Origin of the sequence: Methylophilus flavus, from assembly GCF_042678905.1 — a bacterium.
Taxonomy (GTDB): domain Bacteria; phylum Pseudomonadota; class Gammaproteobacteria; order Burkholderiales; family Methylophilaceae; genus Methylophilus; species Methylophilus flavus.
The window spans coordinates 520,137-543,612 of the sequence record NZ_JBHTLN010000001.1; the positions used below are offsets into that span (position 1 = coordinate 520,137).

19 protein-coding genes are annotated in these 23,476 nt (G+C 49.6%); 2 read left to right on the plus strand and 17 right to left on the minus strand.

From position 1 onward, the window contains the following. Positions 1 to 45 precede the first annotated feature (45 nt). From mch to ACFQ2T_RS02450, 4 genes are all read right to left on the minus strand, one after another. Positions 46 to 1,020 (minus strand): methenyltetrahydromethanopterin cyclohydrolase, encoded by a 975-nt coding sequence (gene mch, locus ACFQ2T_RS02435; protein WP_379029995.1) that lies wholly within the window; start codon positions 1,018 to 1,020, stop codon positions 46 to 48. Next, entirely contained in the window at positions 986 to 2,086 is a 1,101-nt protein-coding gene (locus ACFQ2T_RS02440) for an ATP-grasp domain-containing protein (protein WP_379029997.1), read from the minus strand. The genes mch and ACFQ2T_RS02440 overlap by 35 nt, the downstream gene beginning before the upstream one ends. Before the next feature lie 8 nt (positions 2,087 to 2,094). Then, a complete protein-coding gene (locus ACFQ2T_RS02445; protein WP_379029999.1) occupies positions 2,095 to 2,988 on the minus strand; it encodes an NAD(P)-dependent methylenetetrahydromethanopterin dehydrogenase in 894 nt (297 codons plus the stop codon). A gap of 139 nt (positions 2,989 to 3,127) precedes the next feature. Further along, the gene (locus tag ACFQ2T_RS02450; RefSeq protein WP_379030001.1) at positions 3,128 to 4,102 is read right to left on the minus strand and encodes a beta-ribofuranosylaminobenzene 5'-phosphate synthase family protein; all 975 of its coding nucleotides are present in this window, start codon (positions 4,100 to 4,102) and stop codon (positions 3,128 to 3,130) included. Between the two features lie 201 nt (positions 4,103 to 4,303). On the opposite strand from ACFQ2T_RS02450, the gene ppsA reads away from it, so the two are divergent. Both ppsA and ACFQ2T_RS02460 read left to right on the plus strand, forming a co-directional pair. Then, positions 4,304 to 6,676 (plus strand): phosphoenolpyruvate synthase, encoded by a 2,373-nt coding sequence (ppsA, locus tag ACFQ2T_RS02455; RefSeq protein WP_379030003.1) that lies wholly within the window; start codon positions 4,304 to 4,306, stop codon positions 6,674 to 6,676. Between the two features lie 36 nt (positions 6,677 to 6,712). Further along, complete coding sequence (locus tag ACFQ2T_RS02460) at positions 6,713 to 7,516, plus strand: pyruvate, water dikinase regulatory protein (protein ID WP_379030005.1); 804 nt, start codon at positions 6,713 to 6,715, stop codon at positions 7,514 to 7,516. 52 nt (positions 7,517 to 7,568) lie between these two features. Here ACFQ2T_RS02460 and ACFQ2T_RS02465 read toward each other — a convergent pair whose 3' ends face one another. The 13 genes from ACFQ2T_RS02465 to purF form a co-directional block, all read right to left on the minus strand. Continuing rightward, positions 7,569 to 8,264, minus strand: a complete 696-nt coding sequence (locus ACFQ2T_RS02465) for a hypothetical protein (protein ID WP_379030007.1) — start codon at positions 8,262 to 8,264, stop codon at positions 7,569 to 7,571. 146 nt (positions 8,265 to 8,410) lie between these two features. Further along, complete coding sequence (locus tag ACFQ2T_RS02470) at positions 8,411 to 9,598, minus strand: multidrug effflux MFS transporter (RefSeq protein ID WP_379030008.1); 1,188 nt, start codon at positions 9,596 to 9,598, stop codon at positions 8,411 to 8,413. A gap of 152 nt (positions 9,599 to 9,750) precedes the next feature. Further along, a complete protein-coding gene (gene pqqE / locus ACFQ2T_RS02475; protein ID WP_379030010.1) occupies positions 9,751 to 10,932 on the minus strand; it encodes a pyrroloquinoline quinone biosynthesis protein PqqE in 1,182 nt (393 codons plus the stop codon). Between the two features lie 19 nt (positions 10,933 to 10,951). Beyond that, positions 10,952 to 11,236 carry a pyrroloquinoline quinone biosynthesis peptide chaperone PqqD gene (pqqD, locus tag ACFQ2T_RS02480; protein WP_379030011.1) on the minus strand — a complete coding sequence of 95 codons (285 nt, stop codon included), beginning with the start codon at positions 11,234 to 11,236 and terminating at the stop codon, positions 10,952 to 10,954. A 24-nt stretch (positions 11,237 to 11,260) separates the two neighbouring features. Further along, positions 11,261 to 12,025: a pyrroloquinoline-quinone synthase PqqC gene (gene pqqC, locus ACFQ2T_RS02485; protein WP_379030014.1), complete on the minus strand. Its 765-nt coding sequence runs from the start codon at positions 12,023 to 12,025 to the stop codon at positions 11,261 to 11,263. A gap of 9 nt (positions 12,026 to 12,034) precedes the next feature. After that, positions 12,035 to 12,976 carry a pyrroloquinoline quinone biosynthesis protein PqqB gene (gene pqqB / locus ACFQ2T_RS02490; RefSeq protein ID WP_379030017.1) on the minus strand — a complete coding sequence of 314 codons (942 nt, stop codon included), beginning with the start codon at positions 12,974 to 12,976 and terminating at the stop codon, positions 12,035 to 12,037. A 286-nt stretch (positions 12,977 to 13,262) separates the two neighbouring features. Next, on the minus strand, positions 13,263 to 14,345 hold the full coding sequence (locus ACFQ2T_RS02495; protein WP_379030020.1) for a 3-deoxy-7-phosphoheptulonate synthase: 1,083 nt from the start codon (positions 14,343 to 14,345) through the stop codon (positions 13,263 to 13,265). Next, the gene (gene hisC / locus ACFQ2T_RS02500) at positions 14,342 to 15,463 is read right to left on the minus strand and encodes a histidinol-phosphate transaminase (protein WP_379030023.1); all 1,122 of its coding nucleotides are present in this window, start codon (positions 15,461 to 15,463) and stop codon (positions 14,342 to 14,344) included. The genes ACFQ2T_RS02495 and hisC overlap by 4 nt, the downstream gene beginning before the upstream one ends. Positions 15,464 to 15,489: 26 nt before the next feature. Continuing rightward, entirely contained in the window at positions 15,490 to 16,572 is a 1,083-nt protein-coding gene (pheA, locus tag ACFQ2T_RS02505) for a prephenate dehydratase (RefSeq protein ID WP_379030025.1), read from the minus strand. Between the two features lie 23 nt (positions 16,573 to 16,595). After that, positions 16,596 to 17,675 carry a 3-phosphoserine/phosphohydroxythreonine transaminase gene (gene serC / locus ACFQ2T_RS02510; protein ID WP_379030029.1) on the minus strand — a complete coding sequence of 360 codons (1,080 nt, stop codon included), beginning with the start codon at positions 17,673 to 17,675 and terminating at the stop codon, positions 16,596 to 16,598. 24 nt (positions 17,676 to 17,699) lie between these two features. Then, positions 17,700 to 20,279 carry a DNA gyrase subunit A gene (gene gyrA / locus ACFQ2T_RS02515; protein ID WP_379030031.1) on the minus strand — a complete coding sequence of 860 codons (2,580 nt, stop codon included), beginning with the start codon at positions 20,277 to 20,279 and terminating at the stop codon, positions 17,700 to 17,702. Between the two features lie 251 nt (positions 20,280 to 20,530). Next, the gene (locus ACFQ2T_RS02520; RefSeq protein WP_379030034.1) at positions 20,531 to 21,718 is read right to left on the minus strand and encodes an O-succinylhomoserine sulfhydrylase; all 1,188 of its coding nucleotides are present in this window, start codon (positions 21,716 to 21,718) and stop codon (positions 20,531 to 20,533) included. Between the two features lie 209 nt (positions 21,719 to 21,927). Further along, on the minus strand, positions 21,928 to 23,463 hold the full coding sequence (purF, locus tag ACFQ2T_RS02525; protein ID WP_379030037.1) for an amidophosphoribosyltransferase: 1,536 nt from the start codon (positions 23,461 to 23,463) through the stop codon (positions 21,928 to 21,930). Between the last annotated feature and the right edge of the window lie 13 nt (positions 23,464 to 23,476).

Below are 23,476 nucleotides of genomic sequence, written 5' to 3' on the forward strand. Positions count from 1 at the left end.
TTTATGCAATATGTCTTGGAAGCTTACCCAAGTTTAGATGAATATTTATCCACCAAAGGACTGGTTTAGCAATGCCTCATTGAATTGTCCGGCAAAGAAAGTTTTGCCAGACTTCAGGTTAGTGACACTGACTTTGGCCGGTGAAAACAGCATAGGGTCAATCTGGTAGAAATCCATATTAACTGCTTTAAAAACTTCAGCAAATGGACGCCCATAATCTTTAGAAGCGGAAGAAGGTAATTGCTGCGCCAGTTGCTCTGCGGCAGCATCTTCAGCGTTAACGAATAACTGGACAAAGCCGCCAAATAAAATAGCGTCATTGGTGCGGCCCATGCCGGTTATAAAATCCGGTGAAGGTGCTGGCACTGGCGCCACGCCGTAGCCATCAACAATGGCATCCAAATCAAAGTGCAGGGTATGGCACTTGTGCAGAGCGACTTCTAGTACGCGTGCAGTCACTTGTAGCGAACCGGCAATACTGCGTGTAGGGGTCAGGATAAAAGTCAGTTTATTGGCCGGCAATCCAGTATCCCTGGCGACTTTCTCAATCACTTCCACTGGTGGCACTTTATCTGTTTCCAGCACCAACACCGACTGCTCACCTTTATCACTGTAATTAATATCTTTGAATACTTCTTCGCGCTGCGCAATGGCGCGTGCAGGACCACTGCCGAGTGAGAAAAACTTCTCGTGTGACAATGCCCAACCGGCGTACTGGCTGCCTAAGCAGGCAATAACAGGCTGCTTGGCAGTGACCACTACGCTTAGCGGCCAGTTAGCGAATTGCGGAACTTGCTGCAACGTTACGCCACCTAATCCACCCATGCAGATTTCAGAAATGATGCGCCCGGCTTCTAGACCACCAGGAGCTTGGATACCGGCATCAATAATGGTGGCGCCACTTTCATGCGTGGTCACCAGGCAGCCAAGTGCAGGTGCATTGGCGATCAGGTGTGCGACCAGTGGTGCACTGTATTGCTGCACGCTAATGGATGTTGAATTCGATGTGTTCACAGACATAAGTGCCCCATAGTTTCTTTAATTGTGTTTTTTTATCTTGCAAAATCTGTTGCACCGCATCTTTTGAAGGCCCTTCTGCATACAGGCTACATACAGGTTCGCCCCTGTTGATTGTGCCATTTTCAGGCCGGTCTTCCAACCAGGTTGGGAGCTCCGCCTGATTTATTTCTAACGTTTGTTTTGCATACGCGATGCAATGACTGGCATGTGTTTTATATACATTCAATTCAGGGATCTCCATCCCCTGGCAACTGGCGAGTTGCGACTGTATCAAAGGCAACGCTGCATACAAACGCATACTGGCGCTTAGCCTGGGGTTGATTTCCAACACATGCAAACGGCCATCTTGCCAGATTGCATCCAGGCTATTAATACCAAGCAGGCCGGAATCTGGTACGACCGCATCTAACAATTCTTGCATGGCTTGCGTTAATTTCTCATCATGTAAACGCGAAGCCCCGGCATATGTATACTTTTCAGGCCGTTGCTTGAGGGCATGCACACCAATCAGCGTGATTGAATTTTTGCTTACCACAAACAACGCCCCTACCGGCTGGCCGGACTGAAATGCTTGCCAATAACCATTCGCAGCATTTAATACCGAAGTTTCGTTCCAATCACTTACATGCGCCCCACCGCTCTGCCCGGCAATCTTGTATAACCAGCGTCCATTTTGGGGAGCTTGTGACAACACCTCTGGCGTTCTGACATGACGACTAACGCAATGCGCCTTTAACCAAAATGGATTTTTTACCTGTTCAATCACTTCCGGCGCATTGCCTGGCAATGCAAAGCGCTTGTACAAGCTTGCATAACAATCAGCATCTGCCTCAAAGCCAGAGCCTATCAGCAAAAAATCCGGCTGCCATGCATCCAGTTTAGTTATTAAAGCTTTTGCATCTGCAGCATTTAGTTGCTCACACAATGCAGGTAATCGCCAAACTTCCTCTGAGGCTGCTAACGTATCAACGTCTGCAAAAGCATCAATCGCTAATACTTCAAACCCTTCGCGATTCGCCATTTCCGCATAGATACGCGCACTTTGAGACACAATCGCCAACCGCAAGAATGCAATTACTCCACGTGGGCACAGGCATATTCATACGCCTGATGGTAATCAATATGCATGGGAGACTCGCTTTGCAGCATTTGCTCCAGCAATTTGTTCTGCGTCACATATTTCAGTTGGCCAATCGCCAATGCACCAAATCCGGCTACTTGCGTGCCTTCAATCAAGCCGCCATTGGAGAATGTATCCACGCCCTCGATGCCTGAAGGTGGAACCGCATTCACATCCGCCACCACTTTTAATGATTTGGAATTGGCAAACTGGCGGGTTTCCAATACTCGAATACCAGCAGGTGTCGCACATAAAGCTACAGTTGCTTCGTTCAGGATAGCGACTTTAGCTTCTTCGGAGCTGCCATCTACTACTTGCAGTTTCACATCGTAACTGCTGGATAATTTATCTACATAAGCTTGCATGCTTGCGGTATCTGCATGTGCCACCATCAGCACTGTAGAACCCTGGCGGGCGGCTATCAACGCAGCGGTTGAACCCACGGTGCCACTGGCACCGAAAATAGCGACTTTCTCTTTGCCCAAGCCGCTACCGGATTTTTGCAGGTAAAAATCCACTTTTGCCAGCATCGCCGCTGCGGTAGTAAAAGCGCCGGAAGGATCAGAAAAGGTATGACATTCAAATGGTTTAAACATGGCACTGCGTGCCTGTTTCTGCATTTCCAGTGCGACCTGGATGTCGCGGCCACCAAAGAATAAAGCCTGTTGTTTAAGACCGCTGGGGCTACGCGAAAAAATCGCATCCTGAGTCAAGGCGATTACTTCATTTAGCGTGACATCTGTATAGGAAATAATTTTTTCATAGCCTGCATCGAACGCCATATTCACATCGAATGGACTGGCATTTTTAGCGGCCGTGAACAAATGCATAATACTGGTTTTTTTCATTATTCCCCCTGTGGAATCCGTTTACTAAATAGTATCACGTAGCAATATACACAATCCTGCGCAGGTTCAAAATCAAAAGCAGACCTTAAAAACAGTAACTTTTCAAAAACATGTCATTTAATGTTAACTGTAACTCAGGCTAATTTTCAATACTATTTATTTCAATATGTGCCGGATCATTGATTGCGGCAGTCACAATAAAAGATAAATGCGTGTCAGCCGCATATTGTTGCACCAGCTTTGCCTGCTGCTTTATGGCCTCGGCTTTTGAAGGCAGCAATACGAAGCCGGTAGGCCCCCACGAGGTCTGGCCTAAACCGCGATAGCCTTGCTGATGGAATCCATCCAAAATACGCGCAACAGACTGGCTGGCATAGGTACCGCCCTGCGCAGGCGAGAAATACTCAGCGTTATAGCTCTGCAATGCGCCAACAAATGCGCTAAACGCATCGAAATCCTGCTCTATCAAGGCAGGTAATCCTTGCATCAGTAATCGGTGCTGAATCGCATGTGTTGCCGCGACACTGAGAGGTGGTAATTGTTTGAACGCATTTTTTTCACTACTACCATGCAAACCATCACGGCTTTGATCAGCAATCAGTAAAAAATGCCATGCCTCCGGGAAAGCGTGACGAGCCAGTAAAGGAGGCACGCTGGTATTCGGGCCTCGTCCACCGTCCACCACCAGTCCGCCATGATCAAAGGTAGCGATGCCAATACCTGAACGCGCGCCACGTTGGTGGGCTGCTGCGATCCGGGAGCTGTCAACAGCGTGGTTTAATAAAGTGTTCACCCCTGCCCCTACGGCTAATGCCATCTGGGTGCCTGAACCCAGGCCACTGTGCCGCGGGATCGCCTGCTGAATGTTTAGATCAAGTGGTGTATCTTTTTCCAGGAATTTCAAGTGCTGTTGCAGGATGCTGGACGCCCACGGATCTACCGGCGTTTGCTGAGGTTGAGCTGAAAGTGTCAGTGCAGTCTGGTAAGCATCAATCGCCACACCCACACTGCCAAACCGTCGCCCGGCTTGCCCACTTAGATCAAAAAAACCTAGATGTAACCGGCCATGGGTCTTCACGCTGACCGAGCGTTTCGAGGGGATCACTGCGTTCATGAAGGTAAATTATACTGATGCTGAAAAATATGGGATGTCAGCGCGATGCTGACGTGACATTAAAACATGATTTTGGCATAATGCAGGTAGAAAAGTAATTCCAGAAACAGGTTAAGCTCAATAGTAAGCCTCACTTTCGAATTCAATCCATTGCTTCCCGCGATAGATTATCATCTGATTTAAAACAATTAAGGGTTTTATATGGTAAGTCATGTTATTCCATTTGAGAATCTCAGAAATAGCGATGTGCCGTCAGTTGGTGGCAAAAACGCTTCGTTAGGTGAGATGATTTCTCAACTCAATGCCAAAGGTGTACGCGTACCTACCGGATTTGCAACCACAGCGGATGCATACCGTGAATTTTTATCTCAGGACGGCTTAGATAAAAAAATCAATGACTTACTCGACAAACTGAATGCGGATGATACACAAGCGCTGGCTAAGTGTGGCAGCCAGATCCGCCAGTGGATCATGGAGGCGGAGTTCCCGCCTGCTTTGCAAAGCGCCATTGCCCAGAACTATGCAAAACTGATCGATAAATCAGCGGCAGGGACTACTTTCGCAGTACGTTCTTCCGCTACGGCAGAAGACTTGCCGGATGCTTCATTTGCCGGTCAGCAGGAAAGCTTCCTGAATATCCACGGCCTGGATAACATCAACCATGCCATTAAAGAAGTATTTGCTTCTTTATATAACGACCGCGCTATTTCATACCGTGTGCATAAAGGCTTTGTGCATGCCGATGTGGCCCTGTCAGCAGGCGTACAGCAGATGGTGCGTTCCGATATCGGCTGTGCCGGTGTGATGTTTACTATCGATACCGAGTCCGGTCATAAGGATGTTGCTTTTATTACGGCTTCCTATGGCCTGGGTGAAACTGTGGTACAAGGTGCGGTTAACCCAGATGAATTCTATGTACATAAGCCTTTGCTCTCCAAGGGCAAACCGGCGATTGTGCGTCGTACCATGGGTTCCAAGCTAATAAAAATGATTTTCTCTGATGCGACTCAGGCGGGTAAATCTACCCATACAGTGCCTGTGGATGCCGCTGAATCAAATCGCTATTCCTTGAGTGATGCGGACATCCTGGAACTGGCGGGCTACGCCATCACCATTGAACAGCATTATGGTTGCCCAATGGATATCGAATGGGGTAAAAACGGTCTCGATAATAAATTGTATATTCTGCAAGCACGCCCCGAAACCGTGAAATCCCAGGAAGCGGCCAAGAATGTTACCGAGACATTCAAGTTACAGAAGCACTCTTCAGTGCCAGTGGTTGCCGGTCGTGCCGTGACGCAAAAAGTGGGCGTTGGCCCTGTGCGTATCGTGCTGGATCCGGCCGATATGCATGAAGTACAACCTGGTGACGTGCTGGTTGCCGATATGACAGACCCTAACTGGGAGCCGGTGATGAAACGCGCCAGTGCCCTGGTGACGAACCGTGGTGGCCGTACCTGCCATGCAGCCATTATTGCGCGTGAATTAGGCATCCCTGCGATTGTTGGCTCAGTCAATGCGACAGATTTGCTGCGCGATGGTGAAATCGTGACGGTTTCCTGTGCCGAAGGTGAAACAGGCTTTGTTTATCACGGTGCCCTGGACTTTGAAGTCTCTACACAATCGAATAGTGCATTGTCTAAACCGCCATGCAAAATCATGATGAACGTAGGTAACCCGGATATGGCGTTCACGTTTGCGCAAACGCCTAACGATGGCGTTGGCCTGGCGCGTCTGGAATTTGTCATTAACAACATGGTCGGCATTCACCCGAAAGCGATTTTGAACGTCGATGCCATGCCAAAATCCGTGCAGACGATTATTCATAACCGTGCACGTGGCTATGCCAGCCCTAAACAGTTCTACATCGATAAAGTCGCTGAAGGCGTGGCGACGATTGCAGCTGCGTTCTACCCAAAACCAGTGATTGTGCGTACTTCAGACTTCAAGTCTAACGAGTACAAAAAACTGGTCGGTGGCGACATTTACGAGCCGGATGAAGAAAACCCGATGATCGGTTTCCGTGGCGCTGCGCGCTATATGGCAGAAGACTTTAAAGAATGCTTCGCCATGGAATGCCAGGCCATGAAAAAAGTCCGTGATGAAATGGGTTTGGAGAACGTTGAGTTAATGATCCCGTTCGTTCGTACCCTGGATGAAGCCAGGGCCGTGACGGAAATCATGGCGGCCAACGGGCTCAAACGTGGTGAAAATGGCCTGCGCCTGATCATGATGTGTGAGATCCCATCCAATGCCTTGCTGGCTGAGCAGTTCCTGGAGTACTTCGATGGTTTCTCCATTGGCTCCAATGACCTGACACAACTGACATTGGGTATGGACCGCGATTCGGGTATTCTGGCAGATGGCTTTGATGAGCGTAATGATGCAGTTAAAGTACTGCTCAAAATGGCAATCAGCACCTGTAACCGTTTAGGTAAATACGTGGGCATTTGTGGCCAGGGCCCTTCTGACCATGAAGACTTTGCTGAATGGCTGGTTGCTGAAGGTATCCAGTCTGTCTCGCTGAACCCGGATACTGTGGTTGCCACCTGGCAGCGTCTGACTAAAAAGTAATTTTAAGCTTTAAAGCTCTTAACTCAAGGCAATCGCATGAATCACCGTTCTGTGTTTATTATTTCTGATGGTACGGGGATTACGGCGGGTGCCTTGAGCAAGCTGCTTGAGCATTTCCCAAATACCAAATTCACCACCACCCGCCTGCCCTTCACTGATAATGATGAAAAGGTACAAGCTGGTTTCGAGCATATCCAGAAAGTCGCAGACCAGGACGGCATCCGCCCGATTGTGATCATGTCGGTCGGTAACGGTGAACACAGAAACCGGCTGAAGCAGGCTAATGCCTATTTTATTGACCTGTTCCACCGTTTTATCTACCCGCTGGGCTCAGAGCTCAACCAGGAGCCACTGACAGGTGCCAGCATTGCTTACAGCTCTATGGGCAACAGTTACCATGAGCGCATGGAAGCGATTAATTTCACGCTGAACCATGATGACGGCATGACTAATACCGGCTTGGATGAAGCTGAAGTGATATTGATCGGCGTTTCCCGCTGTGGCAAGACACCGACCAGCATCTATCTGGCCATGCAGTTCGGCATAAAAGCTGCCAACTATCCATTGATTCCTGAAGATTTTGAGCGCGGTTCATTTCCGGCAGCAGTAGAAAAAAATATAGACAAGATCTTTGGCCTGACCATTAAGCCGGAACGTTTGCATTCAGTACGTAGCGAGCGTCGTCCTGACAGTTTTTATGCTTCGCTGGATAACTGCCGTAAAGAAATCGAAAAAGCTGAAACCATGATGAGGCGTTATGGCATTACCTGGGCCGATTCCACCAGCCGCTCTATTGAAGAGCTGTCTGCCTTGATCCTGCAAAAAATTCGCCAGCGTTAAGGCTGGCGGTTTTATCTTTCTTACTATTCTACCCGAGACGTATGCTAGCTTCTTAAGCTGCCATCGCCATCGCTAGTGTTTTAACCTGTGGTTTAGTGTGAGGCTGCACATGCTGTGGTTTCAACATATCCCCACGCCAAAAGTAATAAAACTCTCTCGCAACACTCAAAAAAGCATGCTGTGTACCTAGCGCATTAAACAACGGCAGGTTTCTGTCCACGGTTTGGCGGTAACTATGGGATTGCTTATGTGGTACCTGACGTAGCGACACCAGCAAATGCTTCGCCATGCGCATGCGTTCTTTAAAGGCTGCAGCATCAAAACCCTTAGCCTCTGAAGCCGTAAGGAAAGCCTCCATAATGCTCTTCTCAGTCGTGGACATCATGGTTTTGTCCAGGTCATACCAATGTTTGAACAGTTCATCTTGCGTGGTGGTCGCCATCGGCACATTGCCGTTAAATACCTTGGCCTGGCTCATGGCGGCAATCGCTTTGATATCGCGCACCCAGAATGAGAAAAACTCACGTACAACTGGCAATACCATCGGAATTTCAGCTGTATCAATACTGGCAATAAAGCGATCGACAGCCTGGCGATATTCACTGCCGGCACATGGAATGTCTTTTAAAAACGCACTCAAGCGGATAATGGTGAACTCACGCTGGATTAACATGCGTTGACTGACGCCCTGACCAGTAAGCAGTTTAACGTAGGCCTTTAGTGCTTCTTCTTCTCTGGATATTTCCATGATGACTCCCATCTGCTTTTTTAAGTGTTACTGCTGTACGAACAGTTATTTACAGGATTATCTTAAAGGAGTCACAGGTATTTCAAATACGCGATCAAATCTAGAAAGGCCCGACATTTGCGCAGTTTGAGTGCATGCCAAATGTATCAAGAATACTTAAACCGGCGATGTATCATGAGCATGAGTAACGCGCTGACCAGTGTCATGCCCAGCATGGCCACAGACATACTGAGCGTTGAATGCCACACCAGAGGCACAATGACCGCTGAACTGAGTGTGGAACACACCATTTGCATAAATGCCTGGGCAGAGGCCGCCGTGCCGCGTGATTTGGGATAAAAATCCAGCGCTGCAATCGATAGTATTGGCACTACCGTTGCCATACCCACATTAAATAAAGCGATAGGCAATATTGCCATCCACCAGACTGCTTCACCTGCGTAAGTCGCCTGTATGGCGACATTCATGCTCGCTACCATCACCATCCAGCCAAATGCCCAGCGTATGGTACGGGCCGGAGAAAATTTACCGGCTGTATGCCGGGCCAGCCAGGAGCCTGTCATCATACCTGCCACAGTTGGGACAAACAAAAAACCGAATTGCTGGCTGGTCAAATGCAAATGCTCAACCAGAAACACCGGGCTGGCGAGTACATAGATGAAAAAAGCGGAAAAGTTGAGGCCGACACAGGCAGTCAGTATCAGGAATTGACGATTACCCAGCATCTTTCCATAAGTCTGGGCGATGTTTTTAACCGAAAAGCGCACGCGTTTTTCGGCAGGCACCGTTTCAGGCAAGTAACGTGTTGCCGCCCATAAGGTGATTGCCGCATACAAGGCCAGGAAAATAAAAATAGCCTGCCAATGAATGCCCAGCAATACGCCGCCAAGGATAGGCGCAATGGCAGGTGCAATGCCAAACAGCATTTGCATGGTGGCCATCACGCGTTGTGCCTGCGGGCCATCAAACAAATCCCGTACCATGGCGCGGGCAACCGTATTTCCTGCTCCGCCACTCATGCCTTGCAGGGCACGGAACAGCCATAATGTCTCCACATTGGGAGCAAATGCACAGCCTATGCTGGCAAGGACAAAAATGCCTAGCCCCCATTTGATGGTCGTGATACGACCTACAGCATCGGAAACCGCGCCGTGACACAAGGTCATCACCGCGTATGGCAGCAGGTAAAAGGTCAGGCTCTGCTGTATGGAGAGCGGGTCTGCCTGTAGCGAATCGGCCATGACATGGAAGGCAGGCAGATAGGTATCAATCGCAAAAGGCGCAAGTGCAGCCAGCGCCGCCAATACATAGACCAGTAATACCGAATGCTGCACTTTGACTCTTTCAGAATGGATCTATTAGAAATGAAACTATTAAATAGATCACGTAAAAATAGATCACCAATAAAACTGCTGATGAAATCACGCATGATAAAAAACAACAGGCGCAAAATGCGCCCGCTGATTATAAAGCATATGCCCGATGGTCAGGGTAAGGCATGAAATTGATCAACTCTTTCCTTATCCCCAGCCACATATTTCTTGGAGTTTTTGTCGGTGCGGAAAATAATCGGCTGCTCGCGCACTAACGGGTTTTGTGAGCTTAAGAGTGCCTCATCAATCAAATGACGGTTTGGCGATTTGGTGCATACCGGATCTGCCATTTCGGCATCGCCGCTTAGTATGTAAGACTGGCAACGGCAACCGCCCAAATCATTATCCTGCTCGTCGCAGCTACGGCAAGGCTCTTTCATCCAGTCCTTGCCACGATACTTGGTGAATGCCGGTGATTCTTTCCAGGCCCATTCCAGGCCATTTTCGCGCACATTCGGGAACTCCATACCAGGTAAGACGCGGGCAGAGTGACACGGTAAAACATCACCATTGGCAGTGACAATCATAAATACTTCACCCCAGCCATTCATGCATTTTTTCGGGCGGTCAGCAAAGTAATCCGGCACCACAAAAAATACTTTCATTTTGTTGCCTACACGCTCGCGGAAAGCATTAGTCGCGGCCTCAGCGCGATTGAGCTGTTCACGGGTAGGCATCAGCTGGTCACGGTTAACCAAGCTCCAGCCGTAATACTGGGTATTGGCCAATTCGACATAGTCAGCGCCCAGTGCTTCAGCCATCTCAAGTATCTTGCCTACCTGGTCGATGTTGTAACGGTGGATGACTACATTCAGCACCATGGGGTAGCCATGCGCCTTGATCATGGCGGCGACTTTTTTCTTCAGCTCGAAAGTACGCGTATCGGTAATAAAGTTGCTGATATCCTCAGTCACATCATGCATGGAGAGCTGAATATGATCCAGGCCACCTTCTTTAAATGCCTGGATGCGTTTTTCTGTCAGGCCGACGCCAGAGGTGATCAGGTTGCTGTAATACCCAAGTTTGTGCGCCTCGGCAACGATCTCTTCGATATCGTCTCGTAATAACGGCTCACCACCGGATATCCCTAGCTGGATCGCCCCCATTTTGCGTGCATCACGCAGGGCGCTGATCCATTGTTCGGTACTTAATTCATTTTTAGTATGCTTGTCATAATCTGTCGGGTTATAGCAAAAAGCACAGTGCAAGGGGCAACGGTAAGTTACTTCTGCCAACAACCATAGCGGTTGTTTCTGTGTCACATTTGCTGCCACGCCATTGTTTAATTGTGCCATGATGCTCTCTCCTTGCGGATTAATTCACCTTGCGTAACCAGGCTTTACCAACAGCCAGGTCAAACATGCCGAGAATGTCGGCTTCAATACCCTCTGCGTCCGGAAAAGCAGTTTTCAACTCAGTGACGATATCGCCTACACTGGCCTTGCCATCAACCCGCTTTAAAATCTCGCCAGCCCCGCCATGCAATTTGACCATGCCTTCCGGAAACAGGATCACATAGCTCTGCTGCGCCTCTTCCCATTGAAAACGATGGTGAAAAGCGATTGCATAGATATCTGAATGTTGAATATTATTTTCCATTATTTTCAAATCTTTCAATTACCGTTAATCTTGAATCTTAATGACCGGTTGACGCAAATAATCGCGGCCTTCGGTTTTGATCTCGGTAGAAGCCAGCATGATCGAATCTGCAATCACCCATAGTACATTGAGCTTGAATTGCAGGATATCCAGCGCTTTCAACTGCATCTCCCGCGAGGTACTGAAATAATCCAGCGTGACACCCAAGCCTTGTTCCACATCACGACGGGCTTCGGTCAGGCGCTTTTTAAAGTACATCAGGCCCTCCTCTTTCACCCATGGATACATACTGGGCCAGGAACTGATCCGTTGCTGGTGGATATGCGGTGCAAACAACTCGGTCAGGCTGGAACATACACTTTCCTGCCACGAGCGCTGCTTGGCAAAGTTGATATAGGCATCCACCGCAAAACGCACGCCAGGTGACACCAGTTCCAGGCTAGTCACCTGTTCACGCGTCAGCCCAACTGCCTCACCGAGCTTGATCCAGGCTTCAATACCGCCGATCTGGTCATCCACACCATCGTGGTCGGTAATACGCACTATCCATTGCTTGCGTACTTCCTTGTCTGGACAATTGGATAAAATCGCCGCATCCTTCATCGGGATGGCAATCTGGTAATAAAAACGGTTAGCCACCCAGCACTGCAATTGCTCTTTAGTCAGCTTACCCTCATACATCATCACATGGAATGGATGGTAAATATGATAGCCCTGCCCTTTTTCACGTAACTTGGCCTCGAACTCTTCACGCGTCCAGGGTAATTGTGCCTGCGTCACTGCGTTCATGTTGGTCTCCTAAAGAATGATATCCATACCGTCGTACGCCACTTCGATCTTATGATCGTCAAGTATCGCGCGCTCGGCGGAATCTTCTCTTAAAATCGGGTTGGTATTGTTGATATGAATCAGCACTTTGCGCACCGGCTTATCCGCACCGAACTTATCCAGTTCTTCTATCATGCCGCCCGGGCCGGACTGTGGATTATGGCCTATGCTACGCGCCGTTTTGGTCATCAATCCCATATCCAGCATTTCTGTATTGGTCCAGAAAGTGCCATCCACCATGATGCAATCAGCCTGGTTCATCAATGGTGGCAAGTGTGGTTCGATTTCACCCAGGCCAGGCGAGTACCAGCATTTTTTACCGGTTGAGATCTCTTCAATGAGTACGCCTATGGTGTCGCCAGGGTGCGGGTTATTGCGGTGGGGAGAGTATGGTGGCGCAGCGCTCTTGAGTGCAACCGCTGTAAAGCGCAGGTCAGGCACATCTGGAATTTCAAAGCTATCGGCATAGCTGACATCGTTACCATCAATGGCAATCTCGTGATGATTGACGCCGCAGTAATGACCAAGGATATTCAGGATCTGGTTACCGCTGGTAAGGTCTTCATAGACCATTTTGGTACAGTAGATTTCGCGTTTTACCTGGCCTTCCCGCAACATAAACAGGCCTGTGGTATGGTCAATCTGTGCATCAATTAAAATAATTGCCTGAATACCGCTATCGCGGATGGCGCGGCCAGGTTGCAAAGGAGGAAACTCCTGGATTTGCTGCAGAATATCCGGCGAGGTATTAAACAGCACCCAATCAACACCGTTGCTGGAGACACAGATAGAAGACTGTGTGCGACGTGTGGCCTTGATCGTGCCTTTACGCAACCCATCACAGTTCTCACAATTACAGTTCCATTGCGGGAAACCCCCGCCAGCACCAGCACCCAACACGTGTATATACATAAATTGCTTCTTGTTTTAATGGTTATAGACCTTGCAGGTCATCATACAATAATTACCTGATCGCCGTTGAGATCTCTACAGCTAACAATAGTGTGTTCCCATGCGCTTACTTGCCACACTCACACTACCTTTGGTATGACTGGCATCATACGCATGGGTTGCAATAACACCCTGCTACTGACAATGATTCCCTGCTCATGATTTTCATGAGCACAGGCGTCAAGTTGCAATAAAACAAAAAAGCCGCATCTAAGATGCGGCTTTTCTATTTCATTTTGCTTGCTTACTACTCTTGCTCAGCATTTTTTTCACGTCTCATTTTGACAGCAATAGCCAGTTTTTCCAGTACAGAAACCGAGTCTTCCCAGCCCAGACAGGCATCGGTAATCGACTGGCCGTAGTTCAGTATGCAACCGGGTGTATGATCCTGGCGACCTTCATTTAAATGGGATTCAAGCATGACGCCAATAATACGGCTGTCGCCATTGGCAATTTGTGCTGAAATATCATCCACCACGGCAATCTGGTTTTTGTACTGTTTTTGGCTGTTACCATGACTGCAATCCACCATCAGCACTGGAGCCAGGCCAGCATCAGCAAGCTGGTCACAGACCTCGGCAATACTTTTTGCGTCGAAATTGGGTAATTTACCCCCACGCAAAATCACATGGCAGTCTTCATTACCCTTGGTCGCAAAAATGCCTGACTCACCTTCTTTGGTCACTGACAGAAAGTGGTGCGGGCTAGCAGCAGTTTTGATCGCATCGATTGCCACTTTAGCACCGCCGTCGGTGCCATTCTTGAAACCAACCGGGCAAGAAAGGCCTGATGCTAGCTCGCGGTGAATTTGCGATTCTGTCGTACGCGCACCGATTGCGCCCCAGCTAACCAGGTCAGCGGTATATTGCGGGGAGACGACATCCAAGAACTCGGTGGCTGCCGGCATGCCTATCTCATTTACTTCCAGCAAGAACCGGCGTGCTTTTTCCAGACCCAGATTGATGTCGTAAGTACCGTCCAGGTGCGGATCATTGATCAGCCCTTTCCAGCCTACCGTAGTGCGCGGTTTTTCAAAATATACACGCATCACGATCAGCAGCTCATTGCCCAGGCGGTCACGAACTTCCAGCAAGCGTTTGGCGTACTCCATGCCAGCTTCGGTATCATGGATAGAGCACGGCCCGACAATGACTACCAGGCGGTCATCACCCTGGTGCAATACATGGTGAATCGCCGTACGCGTTTTCAGTATATTCTGTGTGCTGATGGTGCTTTCCTGCAGGCGTGACAATAGCTCAGCCGGTTTGACCAGTGGTTTGATTTCAAGCACCCGAACATCGTCGGTTGCTAGTTTTTCGTAAGTTTTCATGACTTTAAAATCTGTTCCAGCACTTCCAGGAAACGTGCGTTCTCGCTAAACAAGCCGATACTCACACGCAGGTAATCCGGCATTTCATAATTGGCCACCGGCCGCACAATCACACCTTGTTTCAACAATGCCTGATTCATGGCGCTAGCATTGGTCACCTTAAAGCTGACAAAGTTGCCAAAGGATGGGATGAAGCTGAGCCCCAGCTTGGTTAGGCCTTGCGTGACCTGTGTCATTCCGGCCTTGTTGGCAGCATAGCTGCGTGAAACGAAATCCTCATCGTGCAACGACACTGTGGCCGCTACCTGTGCCAGGCTATTCACGTTAAAAGGCTGGCGTACGCGATTCATCAGGTCAGCCAGTGCAGCATGCATCAAACCAAAGCCTACACGTAACCCAGCCAGCCCGTAAGCCTTGGAGAAGGTACGTGAAATAATCAGGTGATCAAACTCGCTTAACCAGGTAATTGCTTCAGACTTATCCTCGACTGACAGGTATTCATCATAGGCTTCATCCAGCACGACCACGATATGCCCGGGCACTTTTTTCAAAAAGTCTTTTAACTCGGCTTTGGCAATCAGCGTCCCGGTCGGGTTATTCGGGTTGGCCACAAAGATCAGTTTGGTTTTAGGCGTGATGGCTTTTAAAAAACCAGCCAGATCATGCCCAAACGCAAGCGCGGGCACGACAACGCCTGTAGCGCCCGCGGCCTGGGTGACTAATGGGTAGACCGCAAATGCATGCTGCGAATAAATCACTTCATCGCCAGTTGTTAAAAATGCACGCGCGGCCAATTCCAGAATGTCATTGGAGCCATTACCAAATACAATCTGTTCAGGCTTCACTGCATATTTATTGCTGACTGCATCGCGCAGGGCAAAACTGTTACCATCCGGATAGCGCGCAATCTCATAAATAGCTTCTTCCAGCGCCATTTGCGCTTTTGGACTCATGCCTAACGGATTCTCGTTAGAAGCCAGCTTGACGATATTTGCTTCATTCAGGCCCATTTCACGGGCCAGCTCACTGATAGGTTTGCCTCCCTGATAAGGGGCAATCGCACGAATATTCGCAGGCGCTAATTGGGATAACTCAGACAGGCGTGATGCATCAGACATAGTTTGGCCAGTTAAATATTGAATAGTTAAATAATGGCGGTCGGGTAAGAACCCAACACTTTAAGAAAAGTCGCGCGGTCACCCAGTTCCTTTAGTGCAGCTTGCACATTAGGCGCTTGCTGATGCCCTTCAATATCGACAAAGAAGACGTAGTTCCACAAGTTTTGACGCGAAGGCCTCGATTCAAGCTTGGTCATACTCACACCATGCCGTGATAGGGGCTCCAGCAATTGCAATACCGCACCCGGTTTATTGTGGGCACTCATGACCAGCGAAGTTTTATCCTGCCCTGACGGTGCAACCGCATGGTTACCCAACACCAGGAAACGCGTGGTATTTTTCGGATCATCTTCAATATTCTCGGCCAGGACATGCAGGTCGAACAATTCAGCGGCTCGTTTGCTGGCAATGGCTGCCGCAAAGGTACCTTGAGTCGCAACCAGTTCATGTATCATCTGCGCCGCTCTCGCATTACTGGTCACGGCCTCACGTTCTACGCTTGGCAGAACCTTATTCAACCACTCATGGCATTGCGACAAGGACTGCGCATGCGAAAACACATGCGAAATTTTTGCAATGTCCTGCTGGGCAGATAACAGGCAGTGATGTACCGGCAAAGTCACTTCACCGACAACCTGCAATGCGCTGGCTAACAGCAAATCCAGCGTAATGCCGACAGCCCCTTCGGTGGAATTTTCCACGGGTACGATCCCGTAATCGGCCTGCCCTGCTTCAACGGTGCGAAATACTTCATCGATACTCGCACACACCACCGCCTGGCGGCCTTCGCCAAACTGTTTCAGCGCGGCTTCCTCACTGTAAGTCCCCAAAGGCCCTAAAAAAGCGATGGACAGTTCTTTTTCCAGCGCGCGGCAGTTGGACATCACGGCACGGAAAATATGGCTGACGGCTTCCGGGGACAGTGGACCATCATTCTCGGCTTGCAGGCGACGGATGACCTGCGCTTCACGTTCCGGACGGTAAATCACACCATCATCTTTTAAATGTCCGATTTCACGCGCGAGTGCCGCACGCTCGTTCACCAATGCCAGTACCTGCGCATCGATGGCATCAATTTTATCTCTAAATTTTTTTAATAAATCAGACATTTAAAACTTATACTTAATGTTAATTAAGAATTATTATTTTCGAATTCCTGCATGAAATTGACCAATGCCTGGACGCCTTCAATAGGCATGGCATTATAAATACTCGCGCGCATACCGCCGACTGAGCGATGGCCTTTCAACTGCAATAACCCACGTGCGCCAGCCTCTTTCAGGAAAGCATCATTCAGGCTCTCATCACGTAAACGGAATGGAATATTCATCCGGGAACGGTACGCTGGCTGGATAGGGTTATAGTAAAACCCGGTTTGATCTACGTAGTCGTATAACAGCTGGGCTTTGGCAATATTGACTTTCTCAATGGCCTCTACCCCGCCCTGTGCCAGCAACCATTCGAATACCAGCCCGGCAATATAAATACTGTAAGTGGGCGGCGTATTGATCATGCTCTGGTTTTCCGCCTGCGTTTTCCAGTGGAATACCGCTGGTGTGAGTGGCGAAGCCTGCTCCAGCAAGTCTTCACGCACAATCACCAGGCACAAGCCGGCAGGACCGATATTTTTCTGTGCACCGCCATAAATCACACCATATTTTGATACATCAATCGGGCGTGACAGGATATGTGAAGACATATCGGCGACGATAGGTACACCGTGCGTCTCGGGCACATCAAGAAACTCGACACCGTTAATAGTTTCATTGGTGCAATAGTGCACATAGGCCGCATCACGATTTAACTGCCAGTCAGCAAATGCAGGCACATGGGTGAAATTATCCGCTTCAGCCGAGGCAGCGATATTAATCTGCCCGTAGGCTTTGGCGTCCTTCACACTGCGCTTGCTCCAGGAACCGGTGACTACGTAGTCTGCCGATTTGCCATTGAGCAGGTTCATAGGAATGATGGCATTTTCAGCAATGGCACCACCCTGCAAAAACAGCACTTTATAATTGGCTGGAATCGCCAGCAACTGGCGTAAATCCGCTTCCGTTTTTTCCAGGATGCTGGTGAACTCTTTACCACGGTGTGACATTTCCATCACACTCATACCGCTGCCATGCCAATCAAGCATCTCAGCTTGTGCGCGTTCCAGTACGGGTTTTGGCAAGACTGCCGGGCCTGCAGAAAAATTAAAAATCTTTGTCATAGTTCTAGTTACTCTTGGTTCTGGTTACTCTTGGTTCTCGTCTTCTTCGCCTTCAACTTCGTCGGTTTCTACAATTTTTTCCAAACCGGACAGTTTTTCGCCTTCACCCAGGTTGATCAGCGTCACGCCTTGTGCTGCACGGCCCATATCGCGGATTTCCTTGACGCGGGTACGGATCAATACGCCACCGGTAGTGATCAGCATGATTTCATCATCTGCGGTCACCAATCTCGCCGCCACAGCCAGGCCGTTACGCTCGCTGATGGCAATCGCTTTCACACCCTGCGTGCCGCGACCTGAATGGCGGAACTCTGACAACACTGTACGCTTGCCGTAACCGTTTTCAGTGGCCACCAGGACAGACTGCTGGTCATTCTCGGCAATCAGCAAGGAAAGTACGCGTTGCTTGGCAGCCAGTTTCATACCGCGTACGCCACGGGTTGCACGGCCCATAGGACGCACATCATCCTCGGTGAACCATACGGCTTTACCACCGTTGGAAACCAGCACGATGTCATTCTTGCCGTTGGTCACTTCAGCACCGATCAGGTAATCATTATCATCGAGGTTAATCGCGATAATGCCGGATTTACGTGGGTTGGAGAATTCGGTCAGCGCCGTTTTCTTCACCGTACCCATAGAGGTTGCCATGAATACAAAATGGTTCTCGTCAAACTCTTTTACCGGCAGGATGGCGTTGATTTTCTCCCCTTCTTCCAACGGGAACAGGTTCACAATCGGTTTGCCACGGCTGACACGGCTGCCTTGCGGCACTTCATAAACCTTGAGCCAGTAGACACGGCCACGGCTGCTGAAGCATAGAATATAGTCATGCGTATTCGCGACAAACATCTTGTCGATAAAGTCATCTTCTTTAGTTGCTGCCGCCTGTTTGCCACGGCCGCCACGGCGCTGGGCACGGTACTCGTCCAACGGCTGTGATTTAACGTAGCCGGTATGTGACAAGGTCACCACTACATCTTGCGGTGTGATCAGGTCTTCCAGAGACAGATCCTGCGTATTGTGTTCGATCTCGGAACGGCGTTTGTCGCCAAACTGTTTCTGGATCTCGTTCAGTTCTTCCACAATAATCGCTGTGACACGCTCAGGCTTGGCCAGGATATCCAGCAAATCGGCAATGATATCCATCACTTCTTTGTATTCGGTGACAATCTTGTCCTGTTCCAGGCCGGTCAGACGTTGCAGACGCATCTGCAGGATTTCCTGCGCCTGAACATCTGACAAGCGGTAGCCGTTTGGCGTCAGGCCAAAATCTACAGATAAGCCTTCCGGCCGCGATGCTTCCATGGCTGCGCGCTGTAGCATTTCTTCCACCACGGTGGAGTGCCAGTCACGTGCCATCAATTCTTTTTTCGCTTCCGGAGGCGTTGGTGCAGCCTTGATGATGGCAATCATCTCGTCCACATTTGCCAATGCAACGGCCAGGCCTTCCAGCACATGGCCGCGGTCACGCGCCTTACGCAGTTCGTATACAGTACGGCGTGTCACCACTTCGCGGCGATGACGCAGGAAAGCTTCCAGCATTTGCTTCAGGTTGAGCAAGCGTGGCTGGCCATCCATCAGGGCCACCATGTTCATGCCGAAGGTATCTTGCAGCTGGGTTTGCTTGTAGAGGTTATTCAGGATAACTTCAGGGACTTCGCCACGTTTAAGCTCAATCACCACACGCATGCCGGACTTGTCCGACTCATCGCGCAGGTCAGAAATACCTTCGATTTTCTTCTCGTTAACCAGCTCGGCGATTTTCTCGATCAGGGTCTTTTTGTTGACCTGATATGGCAGTTCATCAATGATGATGGACTGGCGTCCGCCTTTATCCAGGTCTTCAAAGTGGGTGCGGCCACGCATCACGACACGGCCACGGCCAGTGCGGTAACCTTCTTTGACGCCTACGGTACCGTAGATAATGCCTGCGGTTGGGAAATCTGGCGCAGGAATATATTCAATCAGCTCATCAATGGTGATTTCCGGATTTTTCAGCAGCGCAAAACAGCCATTCAGCACTTCATTCAGGTTGTGCGGAGGGATGTTGGTCGCCATCCCCACAGCAATCCCCGAGCTGCCGTTGATCAGCAGGTTAGGAATACGCGTTGGCATGATCAGCGGTTCTTGCTCGCTGCCGTCATAGTTAGGGCCAAAATCGACGGTTTCTTTCTCGATATCCGCCAGCAGTTCGTGCGCGATCTTGGACATACGGATTTCCGTATACCGCATCGCCGCCGCGTTATCACCATCCACAGAACCAAAGTTACCCTGGCCATCGACCAGCATATAGCGTAAAGAGAAATGCTGCGCCATACGAACAATGGTGTCATACACCGCCGTATCGCCGTGCGGGTGGTACTTACCGATCACGTCACCAACAATACGGGCAGATTTTTTGTATGGCTTGTTGTAGTCATTCGACAGTTCGTGCATGGCGAACAGCACACGTCTGTGGACTGGTTTCAGGCCATCACGCACATCTGGTAAAGCACGACCAACAATCACGCTCATCGCGTAATCAAGATAACTGCGGCGCATCTCGTCTTCGAGACTAATAGGCAGGGTTTCTTTAGCAAACTGATCGGGAGACTGACTCATTCTTGACCCATTTTATAGTTAAAAATTATCTCGCGATTTTAGCATATTTAGCTGCTTCTGGCTGCTTAAAACGCGCCAAAAATGGCGTAGATTGTGCCTGCGGGCAAGAAATAATCGGGGATAAGGAAGAATTAGAATCTCTGGCTTTTGCAAGGTATAGATTGTGCGGTGAAATACCGTGCACAAATGAAAACGGTTTATCACAATGCCAATGACTGGCAAAGTGATAAACCGGAATTTTGAAAACGAGATTAAGCCTGTGTCAGCAACTTTAAATCGGCTTTTAAATCTTCCACATGCTCCAACCCTACGGCAATACGCACAAGATTGTCTTTAATACCGGTTTCGGCACGTGCCTCAGCTGTCACCCGGCTATGCGTTGTGGTGGCTGGGTGCGTGATGGTAGATTTTGCATCCCCAAGATTGGCCGTGATTGAAATCAGTTTAGTAGCATCAATTAATTCCCAGGCGGCTTCCTGCTCAGCTTGCCCGGCACGCGGCTTTACTTCAAAAGTGACAATGCCACCACCCAGTCTTTGCTGTTGTTGAGCCAGTGCATATTGCGGATGTGACGGCAAACCCGGGTAATAAACCCGGGCTACGCGAGGCTGCTGCTCCAGCCATTGTGCAATCGCCAGTGCGCGCGCCGCGTGCGCTTCCATGCGTATCTGCAAGGTTTCCATGCCTTTGACAAACACCCAGGCATTGAATGCGCTCATGGTCACGCCTGCAGTACGCAGGAAACCATAGACCGGCTCCATCAGCGTTTTGTTACCCAGCACAGCGCCGCCCAGCACCCTGCCCTGACCATCGATATACTTGGTTGCAGAGTGGATCACAATATCGGCACCCAGCTTTAGAGGCTGTTGCAATGCCGGGGTGCAGAAACAATTATCAATCGCCAGGTAAGCGCCTGCTGCGTGTGCAATCTCTGCCAGCCTGGCAATATCCCCGACTTCGGTCAACGGGTTGGAAGGCGTTTCGGCAAAAAACAACTTCGTGTTCGGTTTGGCGGCGGCTTTCCAGGCATCAACATCGGTGAGTGACACCAGTGTCACCTCTAATCCCCAACGTTTGAGGATGTTGGAAAATAGCTGCACTGTGGTACCGAACACACTCCGCGATGCCACCACATGGTCACCGGCGCTACAAATGCCCATGATGCAGGCCAGGATAGCGGCCATGCCGCTGGCGGTTGCCACACACTGCTCTGCGCCTTCCAGGGCGGCCAGTTTGTCCTGAAACATGGTCACGGTCGGGTTGGTAAAGCGTGAGTAGATATTGCCCGGTTCAGTTCCGCCAAACCTGGCAGCAGCCTGGGCCGCATTTTTAAAACGGAAACTGGAATTCAGGAACAGCGCTTCAGAATTTTCACCAAACTCAGTGGTCAGTGAGCCAGCGCGTACCGCCAGCGTTTCCAAATGGTATTGATCGTTCATATTTCTTAATCTTCCAACTATCTTGAATCTTTTAATAAAAACTAAAGACAATAAAAAACCCGCTTTAGCATTGCGCTAAAACGGGTCTTTGGGCTCTCGCTTTAGCAGGATTTATAATGCGCTCGCAAGCTGAGTTCGGCTTCGGTTAAAGTTCGCCACTCAAATCAGCGCAATTTCATTAAACGCCTTTTGCCGGCGCCTGTCAAGGGTCAGTCCACGCCTACCAAATCTGTCGATAACAGATTCAAATCCAGCTGGGTAGTTGAATTTGGCGGTGGTTGTTTTTTATTGAAGTCGCTACGCGCTGCCTCAATACGGTTCAGGTAGGCGGCATCCACATCGCCGGTGACATATTTGCCATCAAAGCAACTGCAATCAAATTCAGTCATATGCGGATTGGATTTAGTGATGCTTTCTCTCAGCGCATCCAGATCCTGGTAGATCAAGGCATCGGCACCGATTTCGGCACAGATCTCTTCGTCAGTACGGTTGGTAGCCAGCAACTCATCGCGGCTAGGCATATCAATGCCATACACATTCGGGTAACGCACTGGTGGCGCCGCAGAGGCGAAATAGACTTTATTCGCACCAGCATCACGCGCCATTTGCACGATCTGTTGCGAAGTCGTGCCACGCACAATCGAATCATCGACCAGGAGGACGTTTTTGCCTTTAAACTCAATGCCAATCGGGTTCAGTTTCTGGCGCACCGACTTTTTACGCAATGCCTGGCCCGGCATAATAAAGGTACGGCCGATATAGCGGTTTTTGATAAATCCCTCACGATAGTCCAGGCCCAGTGCAATGCCTAATTGCAAAGCACTCGGGCGGCTGGTATCCGGGATGGGGATCACCACATCAATCTTTTTATCTGCCCATTCGCGCTTGATCTTCTCAGCCAGCAAGGTGCCCATATCCAGACGTGTCTGGTAGACAGATACGCCATCAATCACCGAGTCCGGACGCGCCAGGTAAACATATTCGAAAATACAGGAAGTCAGTTTAGGATTAGTTGCACACTGGCGGCTGAAAAGGTTGCCGTCCATATCGATAAATACCGCTTCGCCTGGTTCTACATCGCGTACGAGTTTGAAACCCAGTACATCCAGCGCCACGCTTTCAGATGCGACAATATATTCAGTACCTTTGCTGGTTTCCTGCTTGCCGATCACCAATGGACGGATACCATGCGGGTCACGGAAGGCCAGCAAGCCAAAGTTGGCAATCATGGCGACTACGGCATAAGCGCCTTTGCAACGTCTGTGCACACCGGCAACCGCATCAAAGACCATATCGCTGTTCAGCAAAGCACTCTTGGAAGTCGCTTCAATCTCATGTGCCAGCACATTCAGCAATACTTCAGAGTCGGAACTGGTGTTGATGTGACGCAGATCCTGCCTGAACATTTCAGATTTCAGCTGTTCAGAATTTGTCAGGTTACCATTGTGGCCAAGCACAATACCAAACGGGGAGTTCACATAAAACGGTTGTGCTTCAGCCGCACTGGAAGAACCGGCTGTAGGATAACGCACATGGGCAATACCCACATTGCCCGCCAGGTTACGCATGTGGCGCGTGTGAAAAACATCTTTCACCAGGCCATTATTTTTATGCATATGGAAAGTATTACCATCGCAAGTCACAATGCCTGCAGCGTCTTGCCCGCGATGCTGTAGCACCAGCAACCCGTCATACAACAACTGGTTCACCGGGTTTTTACCTACAATACCGATAATTCCACACATAGCGACATCCTAT